Here is a 24,100-nt window from a genome sequence, read left to right as displayed (position 1 = left end):
GGATGCGCCCGCCGGCCGAACCGCCACGGACGCCTGGGCACATACGCCTTCGCATGTCAGAGATCAAGCGGAAAACCGGGGCCTCCAGCACTCCCGGCGATGCAGCCCATGCAGCGGAACTTTTCTGCGATGCGGCACGTTTCACCCCGCTGTGCATGGCTGGAGAAAACAGCCGTTGGAAAGGTCAGAACCTGCCGCTGATGTCATCCCGCCGCAGGCGCAGTCGCGACTTCTTCGATTCCTTGGCCCAGGCCTGATCACGGGCGCGTCCGACGACGATCCGAGCGGGATAGCCACCTACAGCCAGGCCGGCGCGCAGTTCGGGTTGGCGCTCGGCTGGACCATGTTCCTGACATGGCCGCTCATGGTCTCCATCCAGCTGATCAGCGCCAGAATTGGCCGGACCACGGGCCACGGGATTGCGGGCAACCTGCGCAGACACTGCCCCAAATGGCTGCTGCTGTGCATCGTGTCGCTCCTGCTAGCCGCGAACACGGTCAACATCGGCGCCAACCTCGGCGCGATGGCCGATGCGACGAGGCTGGTGTTCGGCGGGCCTGCGCTCCTTTATCTGTTCGTGTTCGCCACCATATGCGCCGCGGTGCCTGTCTGGACCAGCTATCGCCACTACGTTGCGGTCCTGAGATGGATGACGCTGGCGCTGCTGGCCTACATCGTCACCCTGTTCGCCGTCGACGTTCCGTGGCGCGAGGCGGCATACCGGATCCTGGTGCCGACAGTGGCCTGGAGCCGGGATTATCTGATGATGATCGTCGCGGTCTTCGGCACGACGATAAGTCCCTATCTCTTCTTCTGGCAGGCGTCCGAGGAGGCGGAAGATGTGAGCGAGACGCCACATCGCGCGCCACTGAAGCAGAACCCGGGCCAAGGCCCGGCAGCCCTTGAACGTATTCGCTTCGATACGATGGGCGGAATGGCGGCCAGCAACATCGTCGGATTGGCGATCATCCTGACCGCGGCGTCGACGCTGCGGCCGAACGGCATCACCGACGTCGAGACTTCGGCCCAGGCGGCCGAAGCACTGCGGCCCCTCGCCGGCTCCTTTGCATCAACTCTGTTCGCCTTGGGCATCGTCGGCACGGGCCTGCTTGCAGTGCCGGTTCTGGCGGGCTCGGCAGCCTACGCCCTCGGAGAAGCGCTGCATTGGCCAACGGGGCTAACCCACAAGCCCAAGAATGCGAAGGCCTTCTACGGCGCGATAGTGATCGCCACGATCGTCGGTGCCATACTGAACGCCACCCCTGTCAACCCGATGAAGGCGCTCGTCTGGACCGCGGTGATCAATGGCATCGTGGCCGTTCCGGTCATGGGGATCATGATGTATCTGGCGTCGCGCAGGGACATACTCGGGCCATTCGCCGTCGCCGGCATCCTGAAGTGGCTTGGATGGCTCACCACGACCATGATGGCTGCAGCGGTCGTGGCGATGATGATGGCCGGCTTTGCTTGACCCACCGGCGTAAGGACACCCCGGGTTAGGCGTTTCCGAAACTGCACAGGCCGCGCCGTGACGTTGCCTGCGGATCGTCGCATTGACGCGCCGCATTGGCGATCGCTGGCCCAACGGCCGTAATGGCGGCCGGGGCTTCGCGCGCAAGAGCGGTTCGCGATGGACTCGCCCGACGAGATTCTGTTCCGGCCGACCCGCAGGAGCTGTGACGACAATGCTCGACAGCGAACCGACCAGCTTCCACAGCGACACGATGGTCGGATCGCATTGCTGCAGCGCCGGCTCGCTCGCGCTCGGCCCCCGGATCGTGGAGGCCGGGCTTCAACCCGTCGCAGCGAGCGCGCAGTTCCTTGATCGTAACCTATGCTGGCCGATCCAGAATTCGCGCTGCGCCTGGCTGCTCGACATCGCAGGCGAGGTCAGTCTGATCCTCCCACACGGAGCCACCCTCAAACAGCTCCCGCTGGCGCGCCAGCCCGTCGCCGACGACATCGAAAAAGGCCCTCACGCGCGCCGTCCCTTTGAGGTCCGCATGAGTCACGATCCAGAGCTCACCTTCGAGTTCGCGGATTGGCTCGGGCAGCGCCCTCGTCACGCCAGGTTCGCCGTCGCCAAGATAGCAGGGCAGCAGCGCTACCCCGATGCCGGCCCTCGCCGCGACGAGCTGGTTGACCAGACTGTTCGTTCGATAGACGAACGCCTCGGGTGGCCCCGCACGTAACAGCCAGTCGGCAGCCCCTATACCCGACGTCGTCTCCTCCCAACCAATCAGGGCGTGGCGATCCACACCGACGTTTGACAGCGGGCCGCCATTTGCTTCGAGATAGGCCGGAGCCGCATAGAGCGCCCAAGCGACAGCCGATAGCTTGCGCCCCCAAAGGTCTCCTTCCTTCGGGCGTATGGGACGCAGGGCAATGTCGGCTTCACGACGCGACAGGCTGAGCACGCGGTTGTCGATCGCCAGTTCCACGACAATGCCGGGGTGGACCTGCCGGAACGCAGCAAGAAGCGTTGTCAGCTGGCTATAGGCAATCGTTTCGGACGAAGTCACCCTGAGACGACCGGACAGGCGATGATCGCGGCCCGATATGTCGCGATCGAGCGCCAGCGCCTCGTCCTCCATGCGTTCCGCGCCGGCCGCCATGCGCGAGCCGGCCTCCGTCGCTCTGTAGGCGCCGCCGGGCAGCCGCTCGAATAGCCGCACCCCGAGCCGCTCCTCCAGTGCCTTCAGGCGACGGAACGCCGTGGAGTGATCAATCCCGAGCGTGACCGCCGCCGCCGTGAGGCTGCCGGCGCGCTGGACCGCAAGCACCAGCCGGAGCTCGTTCCAATCATCCATGCCGACGACGATAACACCGGCGCTGCTTGCAGTCACGCAAGCGGCGCTGGCGAAATGCCAATGAGCCTTGCGCGGGCGCTCACGCTAGCTTGGTGTCGATCACTGGCACACGAAAGCCATGGGCGAAGCCATGAATGCCGCTCGATGCGGAGGCAGCACCGTCTCCATCGGGGCGACCCGGCAAGCCCGGCCCTGGAGACAAGCGTAATGACCCCGCTCCAACTCTATACCTATCAGACGCCGAACGGTCACAAGGCCTCGATCATGCTCGAGGAGATCGGTCTCCCATACGATGTTCATATCGTAGACATCGAGAACGGGAGGCAGACAGCGCCGGAGTTCCTGGCTCTCAACCCCAACAACAAGATTCCAGTCATCGTCGACCCGGACAGGGACCGCACCGTCTTCGAGTCGGGCGCGATCCTGCACTACCTCGCCGAGCGATCCGGCGTCCTCTTGCCCGGTTCGGATGCCGAGCGCATCCAGGTATTGAGCTGGACCTTGTTCCAGGCCGCGCACGTCGGGCCGACATTGGGGCAGCTCTGGAACTACAAGATCTTCGCGCCTGAGAGGATTCCCTACGTCATTGACCGTTTCGCAGCGGAGGCAAATCGCATCTTCCGTGTGCTCAACGGGCAGCTGAAGCGCCAATCCCACATCGCGGGTGAAGCGTACGGCATCGCCGATGTGATGACCTGGCCATGGATTCACGCCGGCCTGAACAAGCTCGGCCTCGCGCTCGAACTAACGCCGAACCTCGCCCGCTGGTACAGCGCAGTCGGTGCACGCCCGGCCGTCCAGCGCGGCCTTCTCGTGCCGCGACTGCCGCGTCACGAGAGCGCTGTCGCCTGACCTCCATTCTCAACGTCATCAGGAAGGCTCTGACATGGAGGCCCTGTTCGTCCCATTGGCCATCATCTCGGGCGGTTTGCTCGCCGTTCAGGCCGGTGCCAACGCGCAACTCTCGAAAGCGGTTGGGTCGCCGTTTGCTGCGACCACACTCCAGCTCTCGGTTGGCACGGGACTTCTGGCTCTCGTCGCCCTGCTGACGGGGACGCTCGCTGCGCTCGTCGCCCTGCCGCAGGCCGCGTGGTGGCATCTCGTCGGCGGCACTGCCTCGGCCATCTACGTCGTCTCGACCATTGTTCTCTTCCCCCGTCTCGGTGCCGTCGTCTCTGTAGGGCTCTTTATCGCCGGGCAGATGCTCGTTTCGCTCGCCATCGATAGCTTCGGCCTCCTCGGCGTGACCCGGACGGGCCTTCAGGCCGGAGCAGCGATCGGCACTGCTGTCGTGCTCCTTGGCGCGGCGATGATCGTTTTCGGTCAGACGGGCGGAACGGACAACCTCAAGGCCGACAAGCTTGGCTGGATTGTCCTGGCGCTTTTCGCCGGCGCAGTGCTTCCGGCCCAAGGCGCCGTCAATGCGCTGCTGCGCCAGGACCTCGGCGGTGCATCGTTTGCTGTTGGCGCCGTGTCATTCTTCGTCGCTACGCTCGCAATGGCGGCAGTGCTGTTGGTGACGCTCGCGTGGCTGAAGGCGCCCCGCCCCAATATCGGCGGCATGCAAGCCATGCCCTGGTGGGGTTGGCTCGGCGGGTTCGCAGGAGCGACCTACGTCACCACGGTGTTCACGGCGATCCCGGTGATCGGCGCGGCGGCGGCGGTCGGGTTCACAGTAGCGGGTCAGCAGATCGCGAGTGTGTTCGTCGACCGCTACGGCTGGTTCCGCCTCCCGCAGAGACCGGTTTCAGTCTTGCGCCTGGCCGGTGTCGTGCTGCTGCTCTGCGGCGTCGCGCTCATCAAACTCATCTGACACAGGATCGAACGGAATGCGGTCGTGATCCCCTTGATCGCCGGGAGCGTTGATATGTCGTCGACATCGATTGCTTGGATATATCTGACATTATCCGGTCTGGCAGACGTCGTCTGGGCTGCCACCACAAAATTATCGAACGGGTACACCCGCACCTCTTGGACGCTCATCTCAATTGTTGCTCTGTTCGTATTTCTTGCGCTGCTCACTCAAGCTTTGAAGACGCTGCCACTCGGCACGGCCTACGCCGTTTGGACTGGCATTGGAGCCGTTGGCTCGGTCGTCTGCGGCCTGCTCCTGTTCGGTGAGACGCTCAGCGCCGCGCGCGCCGCCGCAACGCTCGTGATTGTGGGAGGGGTCGTCGCGCTCAAGGTCCTGCCGGCCTGATGGATCCGCCCAGGTCTGTATGAGGGGTCATGCGCGGGGCCCGGGGCCGATCCCCGGACAGCGGCCATCGTCATCGGGCGGTCATCGACGGCGTGTCTAGTCCGACCGTCATGACTCCCGCTTCCTCCTCCGTGAGGAGTTCGGCCCATCCGGTCCCGGGCTCCGTCGCCGCTCCGCACGAGCCGCTGCTCGCGCTCGATGCCTTTACCGTCGCCTTCGCGGCGCGGGATCGGGCGGTGCCTGTCGTCCACGGCATCGACCTCTCGCTGGCACGGGGGGAGGCTCTCGGCATCGTCGGGGAATCGGGCTGCGGCAAGAGCGTGACGTGGCTCGCGGCGCTCCGGCTCCTCGGCCACGGCGTCGTGACCTCCGGGCGCGTGCTGCTCGCCGGCCGCGACCTGACAACGATGAGCGAGCGCGAGATCGCGCGCGTGCGCGGCGGACGCATCGGGCTCATCTTCCAGGACCCGACGAGCTCGCTCAACCCGGTGCTGACCATCGGCGCGCAGATCGGCGAAGCGTTGGCGCTGCATCGCGGCCTTCGGGGGGAGGCGGCGCACGCGGAGGCGCTGCGCCTGCTCGACCGGGTCGGCATCGCCGATGGGCGCCGCCGGCTGCGGCAATATCCGCACGAATTGTCCGGCGGCATGAACCAGCGCGTCATGATCGCCATCGCGCTCGCCGGCGAGCCCGAGGTGCTGGTGGCGGACGAGCCGACGACGGCCCTCGACGCCACCATCCAGGCGCAGATCCTCGACCTCATCCGCGACATCCGCCGCGACAGCGGCATGGGCCTTATCCTCATCAGCCACGATCTCGGCGTCGTCGCCGAGCTGTGCGACCGCATCGCCGTGATGTATGCCGGCCGCATCGTCGAGACCGCCCCGGCGCGGCGGCTGCTCGCCGCGCCGCGCCACCCCTATACGCGCGGGCTCATGGCGGCGCTGCCGACGCTGGAGGGGCCGCGCGTGCGCCTCGCTCCCGTCCCGGGCACGGTGCCGGCACCGGAGGCCATGCCGCCCGGCTGCGCCTTTGCCCCGCGCTGCGTGCGCGCGACGGCGATCTGCGGCACGCGCGTGCCGGAGCTTGCGCCGATCGACGACCGGCACGAGGCGGCCTGCCTCGCGCTCGACCAACGCGGCTTCCGCACCACGCCGGCCGACGCCCCTGCCCTCGCGGGAGCCCCCGCATGAGCGCCCTCCTGACGGTCCGCGACCTCAGCCGGCATTATGCCGTACCGGGCATCGGCGGCGAGCGCCGCATCCTCCACGCCGTGGACGGGGTCAGCTTCTCGCTGGCGGCCGGTCGCACCCTCGGCATCGTCGGCGAATCCGGCTGCGGCAAGTCGACGACCGCCAAGCTCGTCCTCGGCCTGACGCCGGCCTCCGGCGGCGAGGTGCTGTTCGACGGCCTGCCGGTGACGGCGACGCGCGACGGCCGCTGGCGGGCGATGCGCCGCACCATGCAGATGGTGCATCAGGACCCGCTCGCGGCGCTCGACCGGCGTCTCACCGTCGGCGAGCAGGTGACGGAGCCGCTCCTCATCCACCGCCTCGCGCGCGGCAAGGCGGCCCGTGAGCGCGCCCTCGCCCTCTTCGAGGCGGTCGGCCTGCGCGAGGACCATTTCGCGCGTTATCCGCATGAACTGTCGGGCGGCCAGCGCCAGCGCGTCGTGCTCGCCCGCGCGCTCGTGCTAGAGCCGAAGCTCGTCGTCTGCGACGAGCCGATTTCGGCACTCGACGTCTCGGTGGCGGCGCAGGTCATCAACCTGCTGCACGACCTGCAGATCCGCTTCGGCATGGCCTATCTCTTCATCAGCCACGACCTCAAGGTGGTGCGCCAGATCGCCGACGAGGTCGCCGTGATGTATCTCGGCCGCATCGTCGAGCAGGGCCCGCCGGAGGCGCTGTTCCACACGCCGGCCCATCCCTACACGCAGGCGCTCGTCTCGGCCGTGCCGAGCCTCGGTCGGCACACGCGCGAGCGCATCGTGCTCGCGGGCGACCCGCCGAACCCGGTCGACCGGCCGGCGGGCTGCCCCTTCCATCCCCGCTGCCCGCGCGCCGTCAGCCGCTGCCGCAGCGAAGCCCCGGCCCTGCGGCCGGCGCCGGACGGGCGCCTTGCGGCGTGCCATCTGGTGCCGGCGGCCGATTCCGTTTCGGCTGCCGCCTGAGCGGCGGCCCCTTTTTCATCAGGAGCATGTGACATGGCGCAGGATCTGGCGCAGGAGACGGCGGCCGCCGACCGGGTGATCGTGGCGGTATTCGACGGGCTGCGGCCCGACCTCGTGACACCCGAGCTCACGCCCAACATCATGCGGCTCGCCGCCCGCGGCACCTGGTTCCGCGAGGCGCGCAGCATCTTCCCCTCCGTCACGCGCGTCGCCACCACCTCGATCGCGACCGGCGCACCGCCGACGGTACACGGCGTGGTCGGCAACATGTTCTACCATGCCGAGGCCATGCCGGAGCGCGTGTTCAACACGGGCGAGAGCGAGCACATCCGGCGCGTGGAGGCGCACCACGGTGGGCGCCTCGTCGGCGTCGACACGCTCGGCGACGTGCTCGCCCGTGCCGGCCGGCGCCTGGCGGTGGTGCACACAGGGTCGCCCGGCTCGACGCATTTCATCAATCCGCGCGCCCGCGCCAACGGCCACTGGACGTTCTCGATGCTCGGCCCTGCCGGCACGCAGACGCCCGAAGCCGTCGAGGAGGTCGTCGCCCACCTCGGCCTACTGCCGGAGCGCGCCCTGCCGCGGCTCGCCGAATGTCGGCACGCCGGCCGGGTCATGGCCGAACACGTGCTGCCGCAGCTGCGCCCCGACGTGGCGCTCGTCTGGTTCAACGAGCCCGACACCACCTTCCACTACAAGGGCATCGGCTCGCCGGAGGCCAAGGCCGCCGTGGCCGAGGCGGACAGGGCCTTCGGCGTCATCCTCGACTGGGTGGAGGCGCAGCCGGACGGCGAGCGCATCGCCGTGATCGCCGCCTCTGACCACGGCCAGATCTCCGCCAATGTCGCCCATCCGCTCTTCGACGAGGCCGCCGCCGCCGGCTTCGCGCTCGGCCTCAAGGACGAGCTCGACGAAGCCGCCTTCGTCGTCACCGGCGGGCGCAGCGGCGAGATCCGCCTGAAGGACGCCGATCCCGCGGCCCTCGCGCGCATCGCCGCCTGGCTGATGGAGCAGCCGGCTGTCAGCCATGTCTTCTCGAAGCCGCGCAACGAGGTGGAGGGCGAGATCCCCGGCACGCTCTCGCTCGGGCTCGTCAACAACGCCCATGCACGCAGCCCGGACCTCATGTTCGCCCTCGCCTCCGATCTCGGCACCGATGCCCATGGCCTCACCGGGCTCGGCATCATGACGCCGGGTGACGTGCCGCTCGGCGGCGGCATGCACGGCGGGCTGAACCGGCACGAGCTCAACAGCCTGCTCATCGTCGCCGCCCCCGGGCTCGGCGCGGAGGTCACGACGGGGCCGGCCGGCATCATCGACATCGCGCCGACCGTTCTCGGGCTGCTGGGCCTGCCCAAGGCTGAGACGATGCAGGGCCGCAACCTCGCCCGCCCCGCGCGGCAGGAAGCCGTAACGGCGCGCCACGCCACGGGCAGCGGCGCCTTCTCCCAGCATGTCGACGTGGTGGCGGAGGACGGCCGGCGCTTCATCCTGAGCGGCGGGCACTGATCGCGCCGGCGACGCCGCGCCGCACTGGCAAGATGGATTCAAATCGGCGCAGGCTCCAGCTTGATCCCTCCCCTTGAGGGCAGGGTGGATCGCGCCGAAGGCGCGAGACGGGCGGGGTCAAGACCGGGTACGGCGCTCCTGACGCCGACCGCGTGGCCCCCTCCGTCGCCGCTTCGCGGCGCCACTCCCCGTTACGGCGGGGAGGATCAGCACACACCTTGAAGTCACATGCTGGAAAAGCGCCCTCCCGGATCCGGGAGGGCGCTTTCATCTTGTACGCTGCCTTTTTGCGCGGCCTGCTCAGACCTTGCCGAAGGACAGGTTGTCCGGCCTCAGGTCCATGAAATAGAAGGTGGTCGGCCGCCAGGCGATGGACTTCTTGATCGCGTAGGATTCGCTCGGCTGGTAGAGGATCGTGGCCGGCGCCTCGTCCTCCCAGGTGTCGAGCATCTGCGTGAACAGCGCCTTGCGCTCGGCGGGGTCCACCTCGGCCTCGAGGGCGCGGCCCAGCCTGTTGAACGCCTCGGCCGATTGCCAGTGACCGGCCGTCTGGATCTCGCCGTCCGGCCCCCACGCCACCCAGATGGCGCCCAGCGGGTCGGGCAGGCGGGTGGAGTTGGACCAGTTGAAGATCTGTGCGCCTTCGCCGCGCATCTGGGTGGAATTCTCGACGACCTGCAGCGAGGCGTTGATGCCCACGGCCTTCCACTGCTCGATCAGGATCTGCGCCGCCTCGAGGGCATTGGTGTAGTAGTTGGCCTGCGTGCGGTAGACCACAGGCTCGCCCTTGTAGCCCGCCTCCGCGAGGAGGGCCTTCGCCTTCTCGGGATCGTAGGGCAGCGCGCGGCCCTCGACGAACATCTGCCCGTATTCGGGGAAGTTGTGGCTCGCCGGCACCTTGGCCATGCCCTGCCAGAGCGTGTCGACGAGGTGCTGCCGGTCGATGGCGCAGGCCAGCGCCTGGCGGATGCGCTTGTCGGCGAGCAGCTTGTCCTTGGCGCTGAAGGCGAGGACATGGACGTTGGCGAGCACCACGGTGCGCACGTCGATGTCGTCATAGCTGCCGACCACATCGACCTGGTCGGGCGGCACGTTGGTGATGAGGTCGTAGTCGCCGGCGACGAGGCCGGCGACGCGTGCCGCGAGCTCGGGCACGCGCTTGAAGACGACACGGCGCGCTGTCGGCCGGCCCATGAAATAATCGTCGAAGGCGTCGAGCACCGTCTCGTCCGCGGCGTTGTGCGAGACGACCCGATAGGGACCGGTGGCCACCGGCTGGCGGGAATAGCCCTGGAAGCCCAGCTCCTCATAGGCGCGCTTGTTGACGATCCACGCGCACCAGGAGGCGAGCCGCTGCTCCAGCAGCACGTCCGGCACGCGCGTGCGGAAGCGGACCGTGTAGCGGTCGACGGGCTCGACGGAGGCGAGGACGCCGAAATAGGGCCGGCCGCCGGGAATCTCCGCCTTGTCGCCCCACAGGCGCCCCTCGCGGAAGGTGTAGGCCACGTCCTCGGACGTCAGCTCGTCCCCGTTGTGGAACTTCACGCCCTGGCGCAGCGTGACGACGAGCTCGGACGGCGACACGCGCTCCCACTTCGTCGCCAGATGTGGCTTGAGTTCCGAGCCGCCGCCGTCGGGCGAGCCGAGGAAGTCGCGGCGGATGAGCGTATCGAAGATGGAATAGGTGACGCGCGTGCCGACGTTGGAGAGCTCGCGCGCCGGCTCGAGCGTGGCCGGCAGATCGGCAACGGCCACCGTGAAGGACGGGCGCTGCTCCGGGGCGGCGAGAGCGAAGGAGGCCTTGACGAGCAAGGGGGCCGCAACCGCTCCTTCGAGCAGGCGGCGACGGGTGATGGAGACCATGGGCTACTCCCTGAGGTGGCCGTGCGCGGACGCGATCGCGGACAAAACGGACGGCGGAAGGACGCGATGGGCCCTAACCCGGTGAGACGACAGGCGCGTGACGGGCTGTGGACGGCGTGCCCACTTTCAGGAGCCGCGGATCGTCGAGGAGCACGGCGTCGGGCGCGCATTGCGCGATGCGGGTGAGGCCGTCGCCATCGACGTGGCCCACGGGAAAGGGCGGATAGCCCGGCAGGGGCTCGGCGCGCGGCTGGCCCACCATCACGGCGAGCCGGAGCCCGGCGGCGCGCACGGCCGCCACGCGTTCGCCCGACAGATCGCCCTGCCAGAGCCTGAACCAGTCCGCCCCCGCGCCGCGGGCAGCGGCGGCGCCGTCCGGATCGGCGGCGAAGGCGAGGACGGGCAGGTCCGTCAGGGCGCGGGCAGCCACGATGAGAGCCGTGTCGCGCAGACCAAGCAGCACCCGCCCGCCGGCGTCCTGCGTGTCGACGGCACCGAGGATCCCCGGCAGGACGCGCGTGTCCTTCAGCTTGACGTCGAGCAGCAGCCCCAGCGGCGCCGAGGCCGCGATCGCCTCGGCCAGCGTGAGCAGGCCGGGCAGGACGGCGCGCAAGGTGGTGAGGTCGAGCGCCGCCACGGATCGCGGGTCGCCGGCGAGGCGCAGGAGATCGGCATCGTGCACGCAGACCAAGGCGCCGTCGGCCGTGACACGCACGTCCGTCTCCACCGCATCGGCACCGGCCGCCACAGCGGCTGCGAAGGCCGCCGCCGTGTTCTCGCCCGCGAGCGCCGCGCCGCCGCGATGGGCGATGACGAGCGGGCGGGAGCCGGGGGAGCGCCAGGGAAAGGTCATGCGCTATCTCCGCCTCAGGGTGGGGTCGAGCCTGTCGCGCAGCCAGTCGCCGAAGAGGCTCATGGACAGCGTCGTCAGGAAGATGGCGACGCCGGGGAAGACCGCGATCCACCAGGCGTTGAGCAGGTAGCGCCGCCCCTCGCCCAGCATGAGCCCGAGCGACGTCCCCGGCGGCTGCACCCCGAGGCCGAGGAAGGACAGGGAGGTCTCGAGCAGGATCGTGGCGGGAAAGTTCAGCGTCGCCTGCACGACGAGCGAGGCGACGATATTGGGCAGGAGATGGCGGAAGATGACGCGCGCCGAGCGCGCGCCGAGGGCCTCCACCGCATTGATGTAGTCGCTCGCCTGTTCCGAGACGACGAGCCCGCGCGCGAGGCGCGTGTACTTCTCCCATCCGTCGAGGCTGACGAGAACGATGAAGAGGACGATGTTGTTGCCGAAGAAGGCGAGCAGCGTCAGCGCGAGGATGAGCGCCGGCACGGCCGCCTGGGCATCGACCAGCATCATGATGGCCTGATCGATAAGGCCGCGGAACCGGGCGGCAAGGAAGCCGAGCAGGGTGCCGAAGACGGCGCCGATGAGCGTGCCCATCACGGCGATGAGGATGGAGCTGCGCGTGGCGTAGATGAGCCGGCTGAGGATATCCCGGCCGAGATGATCCGTGCCCAGCACGTGGAGCATGTCGCCGGCCTCGCTCATCGGCGGGCGCATGCGGGCGAGGAGGTTCTGCGTCGTGTAGTGAACCGGCGCCAGCCAGTCGGCGAAGATGGCGACGAAGACGACGAGGACGAGAAAGCCCGCCGACAGCGCGACGAGCGGCGACATGGGAAAGCTGGCGCGGCGCCGCGGGGCCGGTGCGGCGAGACGGCTGGCGGGCTCGAGCGCGCTCATCAGGCGTGCGCCCCCTGCGCGCCGCGGAAGCCGCCGAGCCGCGGGTCGATGAGGATGTGCAGCACGTCGACCAGGAGGTTGGAGACGACCATGATGAGGGTGACGGTGACGATGCAGGCCTGCACCACCGGCAGGTCGCGCGTCGCCACCGCATCGACGACGAGGCGGCCAAGGCCCGGCCAGGCGAAGATCGTCTCGGTGACGGCCGCCCCCGCGAGGATGTTGCCGATCTCGATGCCGAGGAACATCAGCAGCGGCACCGAGGCGTTGGGCAGGGCGTGGCGCAGGATCACCGCGAGCGGCAGCACGCCGCGCCCGCGCGCCGCCCGGATGAAGGGCTTGCCCAAGACCTCGAGCGTCGCCGTGCGGGCGAAACGCGCGAGCCGCCCCGCGAGCGGCAGGCCGAGCGTCACCGTCGGCAAGATGAGGTGAACGAGGCTGTCGGAGCCGGCCGAGGGCAGCACCCTGAGCTTCAGGGCGAAAAGCAGGATGAGGAGGATGCCGAGGAAGAAGACGGGAATGGCATAGCCGAAGACGGCGGAGGCCATCGCCAGGCGGTCGATGACGCTGTTGTGGCGGATGGCCGCGAGGATGCCGAGCGGCAGACCGATGACGAGGGCGAGGAACAGCGCGGAGAAGCCGAGCAGCGCGGTCTTGGGCAGCGCCTCGACCACGGCGGTGAAGGCCGGCCGCTCATCGGCGAAGGACAGGCCGAAGTCGCCGCGCACGACGCTGAAAAGATAGCGAAGATATTGCTCCCACAGCGGCTGGTTGAGGCCCCATAGCTCGCGATAGTACTCGCGCACGTCGGGCGGCGTGTCCATCGACAGCATGATGTCGGCGGGATCGCCGGCAGCGCGCAGCGCGATGAAGACGCCGGACACGCACAGGAACAGGGTGAGGAGGGCACGCCCGACCCGCAGGGCGAGGAATCGCGTCATCGGCTTCTCGGCAAGGATGGCAGGCTCGAAAACGGCTGCGCCCTTGTTGAAGCCGATCCGCAACAGATTGATGACAGCGCTTCCTTGGTCACGCCCTCCAGCCGGCTGGCCGCGCGTTGTGCACAGCCGACCGCCTTCAGCGATCAGGCGCGCGCGGCCGCGGCCTCGCTCACCTGTCGCCTGAGCGCCGCCGCCGCGCCGAGCATGAGGCCGAGGTCGACGCCGCCGGCGACGAAGCGATAGCCCCATTCGGCGTAGCGGATGGCGTCCTCGGCCCTGGTGGCGAGGATGCCGGCCGGCTTGCCGATGCGGGCGAGGCGCTCGGCCGCCGTGCGCAGCGCCTCCTGCACCTCCGGGTGGCCAGGCCGGCCGAGATGACCGAGCGAGGCGGCAAGGTCCGACGGGCCGATGAAGATGCCGTCGACGCCCGGGACGGCGGCGATCTCCTCGAGCCGGCCGAGGGCCGCGCCGGTCTCGATCTGCACGAGCACGCAGATCTCCCGGTTGGCGACCTCGAAATAATCCCCCGTGAGGCCGAAGCGGCTCGCACGGGTGGAGCCGGCGACGCCGCGAACGCCTTCGGGCGGATAGCGCGTCGCGGCGACCGCCGCCTGCGCCTCCGCGGCCGTCTCGACGAAGGGCACGAGCAGGGTCTGCGCGCCGATGTCGAGCAGGCGCTTGATCAGCACCTTGTCGTTCCAGGCCGGCCGCACGACGGGCGCGGCCGTGCCGACGGCTGCGGCCTGCAGCAGGGGCTGCACGCCGGCAATATCGACCGGCGCATGTTCGGTGTCGAACAGCAGCCAGTCGAAGCCGACGAGCGACAGGGCCTCGGCCGCGACCGGGCTCGCCAGCGACATCCACAGGCCGTGCAGCATCTCGCCGGCGAGGAGCCGGCTCTTGAAGGTGTTCTTCGGCGCCTGCATGGATGCCTCACACGAACTGGACGGCGACCGAGCCGAGCGGCCCGAAATCGGCATGCAGGGTGTCGCCCTTCTTCGCCCAGACCGGGCGGGTGAAGCTGCCCGAGAGCAGCATGTGGCCGGGCTCCAGCGTCACGTCGAAGGGCGCGAGCTTGTTGGCGAGCCAGGCGACCGCCATGGCCGGGTGGCCGAGCACGCCGGCTGCCAGCCCCGTCTCCTCGATCTCGGAATTGCGGTAGAAGATGGCGCCGACCCAGCGCAGGTCGACATCCTCCGGCCGCACGGGTCGCCCCCCCAGGATGAGCCCGGCAGCGGCGCCGTTGTCGGCGACCGTGTCGAAGATGCGCCGCGGCTCCTCGACGCGCGCGTCGATGATCTCGATCGACGGCACGACCCACTCGGTGGCGCGCATCACATCGACGAGCCCGACGTTGGGCCCCTTCAGCGGCTCCTTGAGGATGAAGGTGAGCTCGGGTTCGACGCGCGGCACGCAGAAGTCCTCGAAGCGCACCTTGGCGCCGTCGGCGAGAACGAGGTCGTCGAACATGTAGCCGTAGTCCGGCTCGTCGATCTTCGAAGAGGCCTGCATCGCCTTCGAGGTCAGGCCGATCTTGTGGCCGATGATCTTCGCGCCAGCCTTCACCCGCGCCTCCGCGACGGCCGAGGAGATCGCGTAGCTGTCGGCGATCTCGATATGCGGGAACATCTCGGAGGGACGCTTGCCCTGCTTCTTGGTGCGATGGCTTTCGAGCAGCCCCGCGACGGCCTGGGCGCGTTCTTGTTCGGTCAGCATGAGCGGTCCTTAGAGCTTGACGCAGACGTTGCGCAGTTCGGTGTAGAATTCGAGCGAGTGCAGCCCGCCCTCGCGGCCGATGCCGGAGGCCTTGGCGCCACCGAAGGGCGTGCGCAGGTCGCGCAGGAACCAGCAGTTGACCCAGACGATGCCGACCTCGATGCCGCGGGCGACGCGGTGGGCGCGGCTGAGGTTGGTAGTCCAGATCGAGGTGGCGAGGCCGTAGGGGCTGTCGTTGGCGAGCATGAGCGCCTCCTCCTCGCTGTCGAAGGGCGTGACATGCGTGCAGGGGCCGAAGATCTCCTCGCTCACCACCGGCGAGGTCTCGGGCAGGCCGGTCCACACCGTCGGCTCCACCCAGTAGCCGCCCTCGAAGCCCTGCAGCTCCGGCACGCCGCCACCGGCCAGCAACGTGGCGCCCTCGGTCCGCGCCTTGGCGTAATAGGACAGCACCTTCTCGCGATGCTCGGCGCTGATGAGCGGACCCATCGTCGTCGCCGGGTCGAAGGGATCGCCGAAGCGGTAGCTGCGCGCCTTCGCGGCGAGGCCCTCGACGAGGCGGTCGAAGATGCCGCGCTGCACGTAGAGCCGCTCCGTGCCGAGGCAGACCTGGCCGGTATTGGCAAAGCACGCTCGCCCGATGCCTTCGAGCGTCGCCTCGAGATCGGCGTCGTCGAAGACGATGCCGGCGTTCTTGCCGCCGAGCTCGAGCGAGACCGGCCGCACGCCGGCCGCCGCGGCGCGCATGATGGCCTCGCCCGTGCGCGTCTCGCCGGTGAAGGTGATGCCGTCGACGTCCGGATGGCTGGTGAGGAACTCGCCCGCCGCGCCCGGCCCCTGGCCGTGGACCACGTTGTAGACGCCGCGCGGCATGCCCACCGCGTTCATCACCTCGCCGAGCAGCGTCGCCGTCGCCGGCGTCTCCTCGGAGGGCTTCACCACGACGGTGTTGCCGCAGGCGAGCGCCGGGGCGACCTTCCAGGTCATCAGCAGCAGCGGCAGGTTCCAGGGGCAGATGACGGCGATGACGCCGCGCGGCACGCGCAGGGCGTAGTTCAGCGCGCCGGCCCCGTCCGGCGTCGCCATCTCGAAGGTCTCGGTCGAGGCGGTCAGGATCTGGTCGGCGAAGACGTTGAAGTTGGCCGCGCCGCGGGGAATGTCGATATGGCTCGCGATGGAGCGCGGCTTGCCCGTGTCGCGGATCTCGGCGGCGAGGAACTCGTCGAAACGGGCGTTGATGCCGTCGGCGAGCTTGCGCAGGAGGCCGACACGCTCGGCGACCGACATCCGCCCCCACGGGCCGGCGAGGGCGGCGCGGGCGGCGCCCACGGCAGCATCGACCTCGGCCTTGCCCGCCGCCGACACCTCGCCGATCACCTCGCCGGTGGTCGGAAAGCGGTTCTCGAACGCCTCGCCGCTGCCGGCGACGAAGGCGCCGTCGATGAAATTGAGAAACTTGGTCACGTGTCGTCCTTTCACGCCGGCGGCAACTCGGGGTCGCCCTCGGTCAGGTAGTCCCACATCCGCTCGAAGATCCGTCCCGCGCGCGTCGCGCGTTCGGCCGCCGCCTCCACCCCGATGACGGGCGCGCTCGCGGCAAGGCCGCTCGCCAGCGCCGCGAGCTCGATGCGGCACATGTCTTCCAGATACCAGGCGAGCACGACGGCCTCCGCGAGGCTCGCGCCCGCCACCACGGCGCCGTTGCCGCGCATCATGACGCCGGCGCTCTCGCCCATGGCGTCGATCACGCCGCGCGCCTTCACATCGTCGCGCACCAGCTGGATGTCGTCCCAGAAGCCGACGCGCGGCGCGAAATAGGTGCCGAAGCCGTGCCGCATCGCCGGCACGCGCCCGAGGGCGGCAAGCGCCATCATCGACGGCGACATGAAGCGCACGACCCCGCCCGCCCCGGAGCGCGTGGCATAGATGCGCTGGTGCAGCCGCACCTCGCCGAGGACTCCGTCAGGCAGCGGCCCTTCCACGGGCACGCGGGTGCAGGCCTCGCCCGGACGCACCTGGCCCATGGGCCGCGACGGGCAGACGAGGAAATGGCCGGCGTCGCTGCGCGCCGAGCAATGGCCATAGGCGTGCACCAGCCCGGCGCGTGCGAGCGCGCGCGCCGCGATGCGCACGGTGCGTGAGAGATCGTCGCTCATTTGTCCTTGAAGGCCGCGATGTTGGGCTTGGCGCCCCAGTGGCAGAAGCCCTTGGGCTCGAAATGGAACTGACGGTCGCGCCAGAGTGGCTCGTCGTGGATCTCGCACACGCCCGTCGAGTATTCGAAGGTCATGCCCTCAGGACCCGTGAAGTAGAGAAACTGGGCGGAGGACGTCGGATGCCGGCCCGGTCCGAAGGTGATGTTCACCTGGTTCTCGCGCACGTGCGTGAAGGAGCGCTGGATGTCGTCGGCGCTCTCCACCTGGTGGTTGATATGCTGGATGCCGGCCCTGTGGAACGGGAAGAGCGCGATGGAATGGTGGATGGTGCCGAGCCGCATCAGGGGCGCATCGCCGATGCGGTCCGAGACGCGGGCGTTGCACACCTGCGTCCAGAAGGCCTCGTCCCGCTCGGGATCCGTGGTGCAGAGCCCGACGTGCGAGAAGCCGGTGATGCCGGCATCGCGGGTGCCGTGATAGCGCCGGCCGGAGACGGCGGGGCGCACGACGAATTCGATGCCGTTGCCGGTCGGGTCGCTGAAGCGGATGAACTCGCGCACGTGGCGTGCGTCGCACTCCGCCGGCGAGCCGTAATGCACGGCATGGCCCAGGCGCTCCAGCGTCGCGGCAGCGCGCTGCAGGTCGTCGGAGGAACCGATCTCGAAGGCGGTGACCTGGTCGGCCGGATCGCCCTCGAAGTAGCACAGGGTGTGCTCGCGCGCGTCCGACTTGAAATAGGTGGCGCCGCGGCGGCGCTCCGACACCTCGAGGCCGAGGATGTTGACGGCGAACCATTCGGCGCCGGCGAGGTCGCGCGTACCGAGGCGGCAATAGACGACGTCCTTGAGCTCGATCATTCCGCGTCTCCTCCCATGAACTCGCGGACCGCGCAGGGAGAGCCCCAGGCGCAGTGCGAGAGCGCGCCGTCGGCGAACTGGCGCGGGCCGCGGGCCGCGATCTGCGGCCCTTCCTCGGTTTCGGCGGCATAGCTGTAGAGGATGTCGCCGGGGCCCCGGGTCGTGACGAAGATGGCGCCGGAAGTCGGCTGGCGGCCGGGCCCGTGGACGATCGGCATCTGCCGGCCCTGCAGGAAGTACCAGTCCTGCATGACATTGTTGATGCCCTCGACGGCCCAGGTGGCGCCGAGCAGCCCGTCACGGCGCGAGGGATAGAGCGCGATCCTGTGATGGGCGTCGTCGATGCGCAGGAAGACCGCGTCCCCCGCCCAGTCCGACACCTCGGCGCCGACGCCGCGCGTCCAGAAGGCCTCGTTGGCGGAGATGTCGATGCAGGCGAGCTGCACGGCCTGAAAGCCCGTGATGCCGGCGTCGCGCGGGCCGTGGTAACGCCAGCCGGAGGTGAGCGGTCGCCAGACGAGCTCGACCGTCACCCCGTTGGGCGCCATGACGGCGAGCCCCGCCTTGACCTGGCGTTCGGCCGCCTCCTCGCCCGTGAGGCGGCGCGGTTCGTAGGACTTGAGCCGCTCCGCGGCAATGTCGAGGTCCTCGCTCCGCGCCACCGTCAGGGCGACGGCCCCGCCGTCCCCCGCCGTCGAATAGCACAGTGCATAATTGCGGGCGTCGGAGCGGAAGCGGGCGTGCCGATCGCTGCGGTCGGCGGGCTGCAGGCCGAAGATCTCCGCGGCAAAACCCGATGCGGCGTCGAGATCGTCGACGTCGACGCGGATGTAGCGCAAGTCACGGTAAGCGAGCGTCATCGTTTCCTCCTGCGCGCGGCGGCCATCAGCACGCCGCGCGCCTCATGCACGTCACTGGGCAGCGACGTCGGCCTCCAGCGCGCCGAGCAGCGGCGTCTGCTCGCTCCACTCGGCGTACCAGGCATCCACCGCCTTGCCGAAGAAGGCGCGATCCACCTTGATCACCGGCACCTTCGTCGTCTTGAGCTGGGCAAGATAGTCCGCATCGATCTTCGCATAGGCGGCGACGATGTTGTCGATCTCCTCGGACATGACCTTCTCGATCAGCGCCTGGTCCTCGGCGGGGACCGTCTGCCACTTGCGGCCCGAGGCGACCGCGATCATCGGGAACATCATGTGGTTGGATTCGATGATCGTGCCCGCGTGGTCGTAGTATTTCGAGTTCCAGGTGCCTTCGAAGTCGATCTGCATGCCGTCGACCTGCCGGTTGGCGAAGGCGTCATAGAGCGCCGGCAGCGGCATCGGCGTCGGGGCGGCGCCGAGCTTGGTCCAGAAGTCGAGCTCCTGCTTGAGCGGCACGGTGCGGATCTTCTTGCCGGCGATGTCGGCCGCGCTCTCGACCTTGCCGGCCATCACGATCTGCCGCATGCCGGCCATGCCCCAGCCGAGGCCCTTGAGGCCGAATTTCGTGACCTCGTCGCTGAGCTTCTGCGCCACCTTGCCCTTGAGCAGGCGGCGGGCGCCGGCGGCGTCCTTGACGAGATAGGGCGCGAGGAAGATGCCGTAGTTCGGGTCGCGGTTGGTCAATTCCCCGACCGTGAGGAAGGCGAAGTCGAGCGCCCCGGTCTGCAGCTGCTGCAGCATCTGCGCCTCGTTGCCGAGCTGGCCGGAGGGGAAAACGAGCAGCTTGATGCGCCCGTTCGAGCCCTCGTCGAGGCGCTTGGCGATGACCTCGGCCGATTTCGACCATTGGTGCGGCGGCGGCGTGATGAGGCCGATGCGATATTGCTGCGCCTGCGCCGAGCCGGCAATGAGCCCGGCAGCAAGGGTCGCGGTCGCAGCCAGAAGCTTGAAGCCCTTCATTGTTCATGTCCTCCCGATATGTCTCGTTCATGTGCCGGCGCCCCCGCTTGCGCGAGGAACGCCAGAAGTTCGGGCAGCCGCGCATCGCGCACGGCGGCGATGGCGCCGACCGGACGCGGATCGGCCTCGTTCATGCCGTCGACCAGGGCCCGGCGCATTTTTTCGTCGAGCGCGGGCGTGCCGAGGCTCGCCCACCAGCGCTCGAATTCCGGCCCCAGCGCCTCGAGGAACCGTGCCATGCCGCCCTCGGCGCCGGCGAGGTGGAAGACGGTGGACGGGCCGACGATGCACCAGCGGGGCGCGAGGCCCAGCGTCACCGCCCGCTCGATGTCGGCGAGGCTGGCGACACCCTCGCCCGCCAGATGCACGGCCTCGCGCCACAGCGCCGCCTGCAGGCGGTTGACGAGATGGCCCGGCACGGGCCGCGTCATGCGCAGCACGGTCTTACCCATCGCGGCATAGAAGGCGTCGGCACGCGCCAGCACCGCCTCGGCGGTCGCCGCGCCGCCGCACAATTCGACGACCGGCATGAGATAGGGCGGGTTGCAGGGATGGGCGATGAAGAGCCGCCCGGGATGGGCGAGGCCCGCCTGCATGGCATCCGGCGACAGGCCGGAGGAGCTCGACGCGATCAGCGTCCCGGCGTCGAGGTATGGCTCGAGGGCCGAAAGGGCGGCGCGCTTGAGGTCGAGCCGCTCCGGCAACGCCTCCTGCACGAGCTCGGGCGCCGGGCCGCAATCCTCCACCCGCCCGCACAGGCGCGGCGGCACCACGTCGTCGGCAAGCGTGCCGAGCCGCGCCATCACCGGCTTCGCCGCTTCCCAGGTGGCGTCGAGCCGGCCGCCGGCCGCCGCATCGGGATCGACCACCGTCACGATATGGCCGGCGCCGGCGAAGGCCGCCGCCCATCCGCAGCCGATGAGCCCGCCGCCGAGGATCCAGACCCGCGCCATCACAGGAGCCCCTTGAGCCCGGTCGACAGCACCGGGAAGAAGACGATGAGCAGCAGGACGGCCGCCGTCGCGAGGAAGAAGGGGATGAGCAGGAGCGACAACCGCTCCGCCCGCACATTGCCCATGAGAGCCGCCGTGAAGAGGCCGGTGCCGACCGGTGGCGTGAGCAGGCCGAGCGTCAGGTTGAGGCAGAGCACGACGCCGAAGTGGAAGGGGTCGATGCCGTAGACGCCGGTCGCCACCGGCAGCAGCACCGGCACGATGAGGATGATCGCCGGGATCGGATCCGTGATCATGCCGAGGCAGAGCAGCAGGAGATTGAGCAGCAACAGGAAGACGATGGGCGATTCCGTCATCGCCTGCATGGCCGCGGCGACGAGCGCGGGCAGGTTCTCGAAAGTGATGACCCAGCTGAAGACCTGCGCGGCCGCGATGAGGAAGAGCACTATGGCCGATCCCCGCGCCGCATTGATGAAGGCCGGCAGGATGTCCGCCAGCGTCATCTCGCGATAGACGAAGAGCCCGACGAGAATGGCGGCCAGGCTGGCGACGGCGGCCGATTCCGTCGGCGTCGCGAAGCCGCCGAGGATCGAGCCGATGATGATGAGCGGGATGAGCGCCGCCGGCAGGGCATCGGCCACCGCGCGGACGCGCTCGGTCAACGTCATCGCCTCGTTGGCGGGGAAACCGTGCCGGCGGCCGAGCCAGGCGATGACGAGGATGAAGGCGGCGAAGATGAGAAGGCCCGGCACGATGCCGGCGATGAACAGGTCGCCGATCGGGATCTGCGCCACGACGCCGAAGATGATGAAGAGCATCGACGGCGGGATGACCGGCGCCAGCAGGCCGCCGGCCGCGGTGATCGCCACCGAGACGTCGCGCGGATAGCCGGCCCGCTCCATCTCGGGCACCGCGAGGCGCGACATGATGGTGATCTGCGCCACGGTGGAGCCGAGGATGGCCGCCATCATCATGTTGGCGATGAGGTTGACATAGGCGAGCCCGCCGCGGACCGAGCCGAGGAAGGCGAGCGCCAAGGCCATCAGCCGCCGGCCGATGCCGCCGGCATTCATGAACTCGCCGAGAAGGATGAAGAGCGGCAACGCCAGCAGCCCGTAGTTCTCGAGCCCGCCGTAGAGCTGCTGGCCGTAGGACTGCAGGAGGATGCCGTTGCCCGAGGCGAAGATGTAGATGAGCGCGACGCCAGCGAGCGTGAAGGCGATCGGCACGCCAAACGCGAGGAAGCCGACGAAGGACAGGCCGACGATCACGGGTGCGCCTCCCCGCGTTCCGCGACATGCGCGGCAAGGCCCGCGACGACGTGCAGCATCGCCGTCAGGCAGAAGACGGGCAGGACCAGCCAGAACCAGAACTTGCTTACGCCGAGCGTCACCGTCGGCTCCTGATAGATGAAGTTGAACGTGTCGGCGCTGAACGCCTCCAGCGTCTCGGCCTTCAGGAGGCCGACCGGATCGAACCAGCGCCACAGCACGACGGCGAGCACGCCGAGGAAGAGGAGCAGGGAAAGATCGACGGCGATGGCCATCGCGCGCCCGACGCGTCCGGGCAGCATGTCGGGCAGGAGCATGACGGCGATGTGCTGCCGGTGCGCGAGCCCGACGGAGGCGCCGATGAAGGCCGCCCAAACCATGCAGTTCACGGCGAGCTCGTCCGTCCAGATCAGGGGTCGGCCGAAGCTGCGCGACACGACATTGGCCATCAGCAGCGAAAAGACGACGAAGACGGCAAGTCCGGCAACGGCTGCCTCGATCCGTGCCAGGGCGCGGCTCAGCCGCCCCAGCGCAGGCGCGCACGCAACGATCCTTCCGGGCGCGAGCGCCGGTGCCATGGCCCGGGCGTCGCGGGTCGATGTCTCTTGCATCGATTTTCCTCCCTGCCAGAAGAAAATATCGATATTTTTGCCATGTCAATTTGAAAATTGATATTTTTGCGAGACGCGCTTATCGTCACCCTGGCGAAGCGTCGCCAGCGACCGAGGCATGAATGAATGTCGTAGCCCCCTCCCCGGATGAACTCGTCGACAAGACGAACGCGGAAAAGGCCTACCGCCTCATCCGTGAGGACATCGTCTCGGGCGAGCTGAGACCGGGCCTGAAGCTGAAGATCGAGATGCTGCGCGACCGCTACGGCATCGGCGCCGGTCCCCTGCGCGAGGCGCTGGCGCGCCTGTCGGGCGACCATCTCGTGACGCTCTTCGGCCAGCGCGGCTTCGTCGTGGCCGAGATGTCGGTGGAGGACGCGCGCGAGATCGGCAATCTCCGCAAGATGCTGGAAGCCGAGGCGCTGTCGGAATCGATCCCCGCCGGCGACCGCGCCTGGGAGGAGCGCGTCATCACCACCTACCACCGACTTGAGCGGCTGGAATTGAGCGCCAACCAGGGCGTCGACCACCTCGCGGAATGGGAGCGGCTGAACCACGCCTTCCACGAGGCCCTCGTCTCCGCCTGCCCCTCGGCCTGGCTGCTGCGCCTGAGGGCGATGATGTTCAAGCACCACGAGCGCTATCGCCGCCTGTCGCGGGTGCGCACGGTGCTGACGCGCGACATCCACCTCGAGCATCGCGCCCTGCTCGATTCGGCACTCGAACGCGATACGGCCCGCGCGGTCGACACCATCCGCACGCACGTGCAGCGCACCACGGACGCCGTCATCGCCGCCCTCGCGGACGCCGGGCGCAGGTGATCCGGCCCCCGCCAGCTCCGGCGGCCATTCCCCGGTAACGCGCCGGGAGCATCCCCTCCGAAGCAATCCGCCGGCCCGCAGCGTCACGCTGCGGGGCATCGCGGCCGCCTGGGCGGCCAACAGCCTTCCGGCCCTCACATTGACAAGCCCGATCTGCGATGAAAAAAGAAATATATAAAATATTTCTTTTAGAGCGATGCCAATGTACGCACCAGCTTTTGCAGCAAACGGCAGATATGGGACGAAGCGGGCAAAGAAGAACGCCGCCGGGCGTATTGAATTGCCGCGATGGCCCGAAGCGGCGGGCCTCGCGCCCGTCCTGTTTCTCGTGATGGCCGGCGAGGCCTGCCTCGCCCAGTCGGCGACGCCCGGCACCGTGGTCCTCGAAACCATCGAGGTGACGGCCGAAAAGTCCTCGGCCGCCGAGCGGCTCGGGGCGCTGCCGGGCGGCGCGGCGCTGGTGACGTCGCAGGACATGCTCGCCTCCGGCAACCTCACGCTATCCAAGGCTCTGGAGAGCGTGCCCGGCGTCGTCATCCAGAACTTCTTCGGCGGCAACGACCAGCCCCGCGTCCAGGTCCGCGGCTCCGGG

The 24,100-nt window shown here is 68.9% G+C and carries 24 protein-coding genes (1 of these 24 cut by a window edge); 9 read left to right on the top strand and 15 right to left on the bottom strand.

Translation table 11 applies throughout. From position 1 onward, the window contains the following. Positions 1–175 precede the first annotated feature (175 nt). Positions 176–1,471: an NRAMP family divalent metal transporter gene (locus AL346_RS10095; RefSeq protein ID WP_026015152.1), complete on the top strand. Its 1,296-nt coding sequence runs from the start codon at positions 176–178 to the stop codon at positions 1,469–1,471. 361 nt (positions 1,472–1,832) lie between these two features. Here AL346_RS10095 and AL346_RS10090 read toward each other — a convergent pair whose 3' ends face one another. After that, complete coding sequence (locus AL346_RS10090) at positions 1,833–2,846, bottom strand: LysR family transcriptional regulator (protein WP_245258889.1); 1,014 nt, start codon at positions 2,844–2,846, stop codon at positions 1,833–1,835. A 171-nt stretch (positions 2,847–3,017) separates the two neighbouring features. On the opposite strand from AL346_RS10090, the gene AL346_RS10085 reads away from it, so the two are divergent. The 6 genes from AL346_RS10085 (at position 3,018) to AL346_RS10060 (ending at position 8,692) form a co-directional block, all read left to right on the top strand. Beyond that, positions 3,018–3,662 carry a glutathione S-transferase family protein gene (locus AL346_RS10085; RefSeq protein WP_026015153.1) on the top strand — a complete coding sequence of 215 codons (645 nt, stop codon included), beginning with the start codon at positions 3,018–3,020 and terminating at the stop codon, positions 3,660–3,662. A 34-nt stretch (positions 3,663–3,696) separates the two neighbouring features. Next, positions 3,697–4,623, top strand: coding sequence for a DMT family transporter (locus tag AL346_RS10080; RefSeq protein WP_019402301.1), 927 nt, complete (start codon positions 3,697–3,699; stop codon positions 4,621–4,623). Between the two features lie 54 nt (positions 4,624–4,677). Further along, the gene (locus AL346_RS10075) at positions 4,678–5,010 is read left to right on the top strand and encodes a multidrug efflux SMR transporter (protein ID WP_040404455.1); all 333 of its coding nucleotides are present in this window, start codon (positions 4,678–4,680) and stop codon (positions 5,008–5,010) included. A 110-nt stretch (positions 5,011–5,120) separates the two neighbouring features. Continuing rightward, positions 5,121–6,203 (top strand): ABC transporter ATP-binding protein, encoded by a 1,083-nt coding sequence (locus tag AL346_RS10070; protein WP_082312481.1) that lies wholly within the window; start codon positions 5,121–5,123, stop codon positions 6,201–6,203. Beyond that, the gene (locus AL346_RS10065) at positions 6,200–7,183 is read left to right on the top strand and encodes an ABC transporter ATP-binding protein (RefSeq protein WP_019401390.1); all 984 of its coding nucleotides are present in this window, start codon (positions 6,200–6,202) and stop codon (positions 7,181–7,183) included. Before AL346_RS10070 ends, AL346_RS10065 begins: the two co-directional genes overlap by 4 nt. 33 nt (positions 7,184–7,216) lie before the next feature. Then, on the top strand, positions 7,217–8,692 hold the full coding sequence (locus AL346_RS10060) for an alkaline phosphatase family protein (protein ID WP_019401391.1): 1,476 nt from the start codon (positions 7,217–7,219) through the stop codon (positions 8,690–8,692). Positions 8,693–8,992: 300 nt separating this feature from the next. Here the strand turns inward: AL346_RS10060 and AL346_RS10055 are convergent, their stop codons facing one another. The 14 genes from AL346_RS10055 to AL346_RS09990 all read right to left on the bottom strand — a co-directional run bounded on the left by AL346_RS10055 (position 8,993) and on the right by AL346_RS09990 (position 22,687). After that, positions 8,993–10,555 (bottom strand): ABC transporter substrate-binding protein, encoded by a 1,563-nt coding sequence (locus tag AL346_RS10055; RefSeq protein WP_019401392.1) that lies wholly within the window; start codon positions 10,553–10,555, stop codon positions 8,993–8,995. Positions 10,556–10,628: 73 nt separating this feature from the next. Beyond that, positions 10,629–11,408, bottom strand: coding sequence for a glycerophosphodiester phosphodiesterase family protein (locus AL346_RS10050; RefSeq protein WP_019401393.1), 780 nt, complete (start codon positions 11,406–11,408; stop codon positions 10,629–10,631). 3 nt (positions 11,409–11,411) lie between these two features. Then, positions 11,412–12,299 (bottom strand): ABC transporter permease, encoded by an 888-nt coding sequence (locus tag AL346_RS10045; protein ID WP_019401394.1) that lies wholly within the window; start codon positions 12,297–12,299, stop codon positions 11,412–11,414. Beyond that, positions 12,299–13,240, bottom strand: a complete 942-nt coding sequence (locus tag AL346_RS10040; protein WP_026014998.1) for an ABC transporter permease — start codon at positions 13,238–13,240, stop codon at positions 12,299–12,301. Before AL346_RS10040 ends, AL346_RS10045 begins: the two co-directional genes overlap by 1 nt. Positions 13,241–13,383: 143 nt before the next feature. After that, on the bottom strand, positions 13,384–14,166 hold the full coding sequence (locus AL346_RS10035; RefSeq protein ID WP_019401396.1) for an HpcH/HpaI aldolase/citrate lyase family protein: 783 nt from the start codon (positions 14,164–14,166) through the stop codon (positions 13,384–13,386). Between the two features lie 7 nt (positions 14,167–14,173). Beyond that, on the bottom strand, positions 14,174–14,956 hold the full coding sequence (locus tag AL346_RS10030; RefSeq protein WP_019401397.1) for a fumarylacetoacetate hydrolase family protein: 783 nt from the start codon (positions 14,954–14,956) through the stop codon (positions 14,174–14,176). A 9-nt stretch (positions 14,957–14,965) separates the two neighbouring features. Then, positions 14,966–16,420, bottom strand: a complete 1,455-nt coding sequence (locus tag AL346_RS10025; RefSeq protein ID WP_019401398.1) for a 2-hydroxymuconic semialdehyde dehydrogenase — start codon at positions 16,418–16,420, stop codon at positions 14,966–14,968. An 11-nt stretch (positions 16,421–16,431) separates the two neighbouring features. Further along, on the bottom strand, positions 16,432–17,112 hold the full coding sequence (locus AL346_RS10020) for a class II aldolase/adducin family protein (protein WP_019401399.1): 681 nt from the start codon (positions 17,110–17,112) through the stop codon (positions 16,432–16,434). Next, positions 17,109–17,969: a VOC family protein gene (locus AL346_RS10015; protein ID WP_019401400.1), complete on the bottom strand. Its 861-nt coding sequence runs from the start codon at positions 17,967–17,969 to the stop codon at positions 17,109–17,111. Before AL346_RS10015 ends, AL346_RS10020 begins: the two co-directional genes overlap by 4 nt. Next, positions 17,966–18,829, bottom strand: coding sequence for a VOC family protein (locus AL346_RS10010; protein WP_053193610.1), 864 nt, complete (start codon positions 18,827–18,829; stop codon positions 17,966–17,968). The genes AL346_RS10015 and AL346_RS10010 overlap by 4 nt, the downstream gene beginning before the upstream one ends. 51 nt (positions 18,830–18,880) lie before the next feature. Then, a complete protein-coding gene (locus AL346_RS10005) occupies positions 18,881–19,852 on the bottom strand; it encodes a TRAP transporter substrate-binding protein (protein WP_019400070.1) in 972 nt (323 codons plus the stop codon). Beyond that, a complete protein-coding gene (locus AL346_RS10000; RefSeq protein WP_053193607.1) occupies positions 19,849–20,805 on the bottom strand; it encodes a 3-hydroxyacyl-CoA dehydrogenase NAD-binding domain-containing protein in 957 nt (318 codons plus the stop codon). The genes AL346_RS10005 and AL346_RS10000 overlap by 4 nt, the downstream gene beginning before the upstream one ends. Continuing rightward, the gene (locus tag AL346_RS09995; RefSeq protein ID WP_019400067.1) at positions 20,805–22,076 is read right to left on the bottom strand and encodes a TRAP transporter large permease; all 1,272 of its coding nucleotides are present in this window, start codon (positions 22,074–22,076) and stop codon (positions 20,805–20,807) included. The genes AL346_RS10000 and AL346_RS09995 overlap by 1 nt, the downstream gene beginning before the upstream one ends. Beyond that, entirely contained in the window at positions 22,073–22,687 is a 615-nt protein-coding gene (locus AL346_RS09990) for a TRAP transporter small permease (protein ID WP_019400066.1), read from the bottom strand. The genes AL346_RS09995 and AL346_RS09990 overlap by 4 nt, the downstream gene beginning before the upstream one ends. A 122-nt stretch (positions 22,688–22,809) precedes the next feature. Between AL346_RS09990 and AL346_RS09985 the strand changes: the two genes are divergently transcribed. Further along, a complete protein-coding gene (locus tag AL346_RS09985) occupies positions 22,810–23,508 on the top strand; it encodes a GntR family transcriptional regulator (RefSeq protein WP_019400065.1) in 699 nt (232 codons plus the stop codon). A gap of 331 nt (positions 23,509–23,839) precedes the next feature. Then, positions 23,840–24,100, top strand: the start of a protein-coding gene (locus AL346_RS09980; protein WP_156332851.1) for a TonB-dependent receptor. Its footprint extends 1,899 nt past the window's final position; the window shows 261 of its 2,160 coding nt (coding positions 1–261); the start codon lies at positions 23,840–23,842; the stop codon falls past the right edge of the window.

It is taken from the genome of Chelatococcus sp. CO-6 (assembly GCF_001271345.1).
Classification (GTDB): Bacteria; Pseudomonadota; Alphaproteobacteria; order Rhizobiales; family Beijerinckiaceae; genus Chelatococcus_A; species Chelatococcus_A caeni.
The sequence above is the reverse complement of the archived record's forward strand: the minus strand, read 5'-3'. Positions and strand labels throughout refer to the sequence as shown.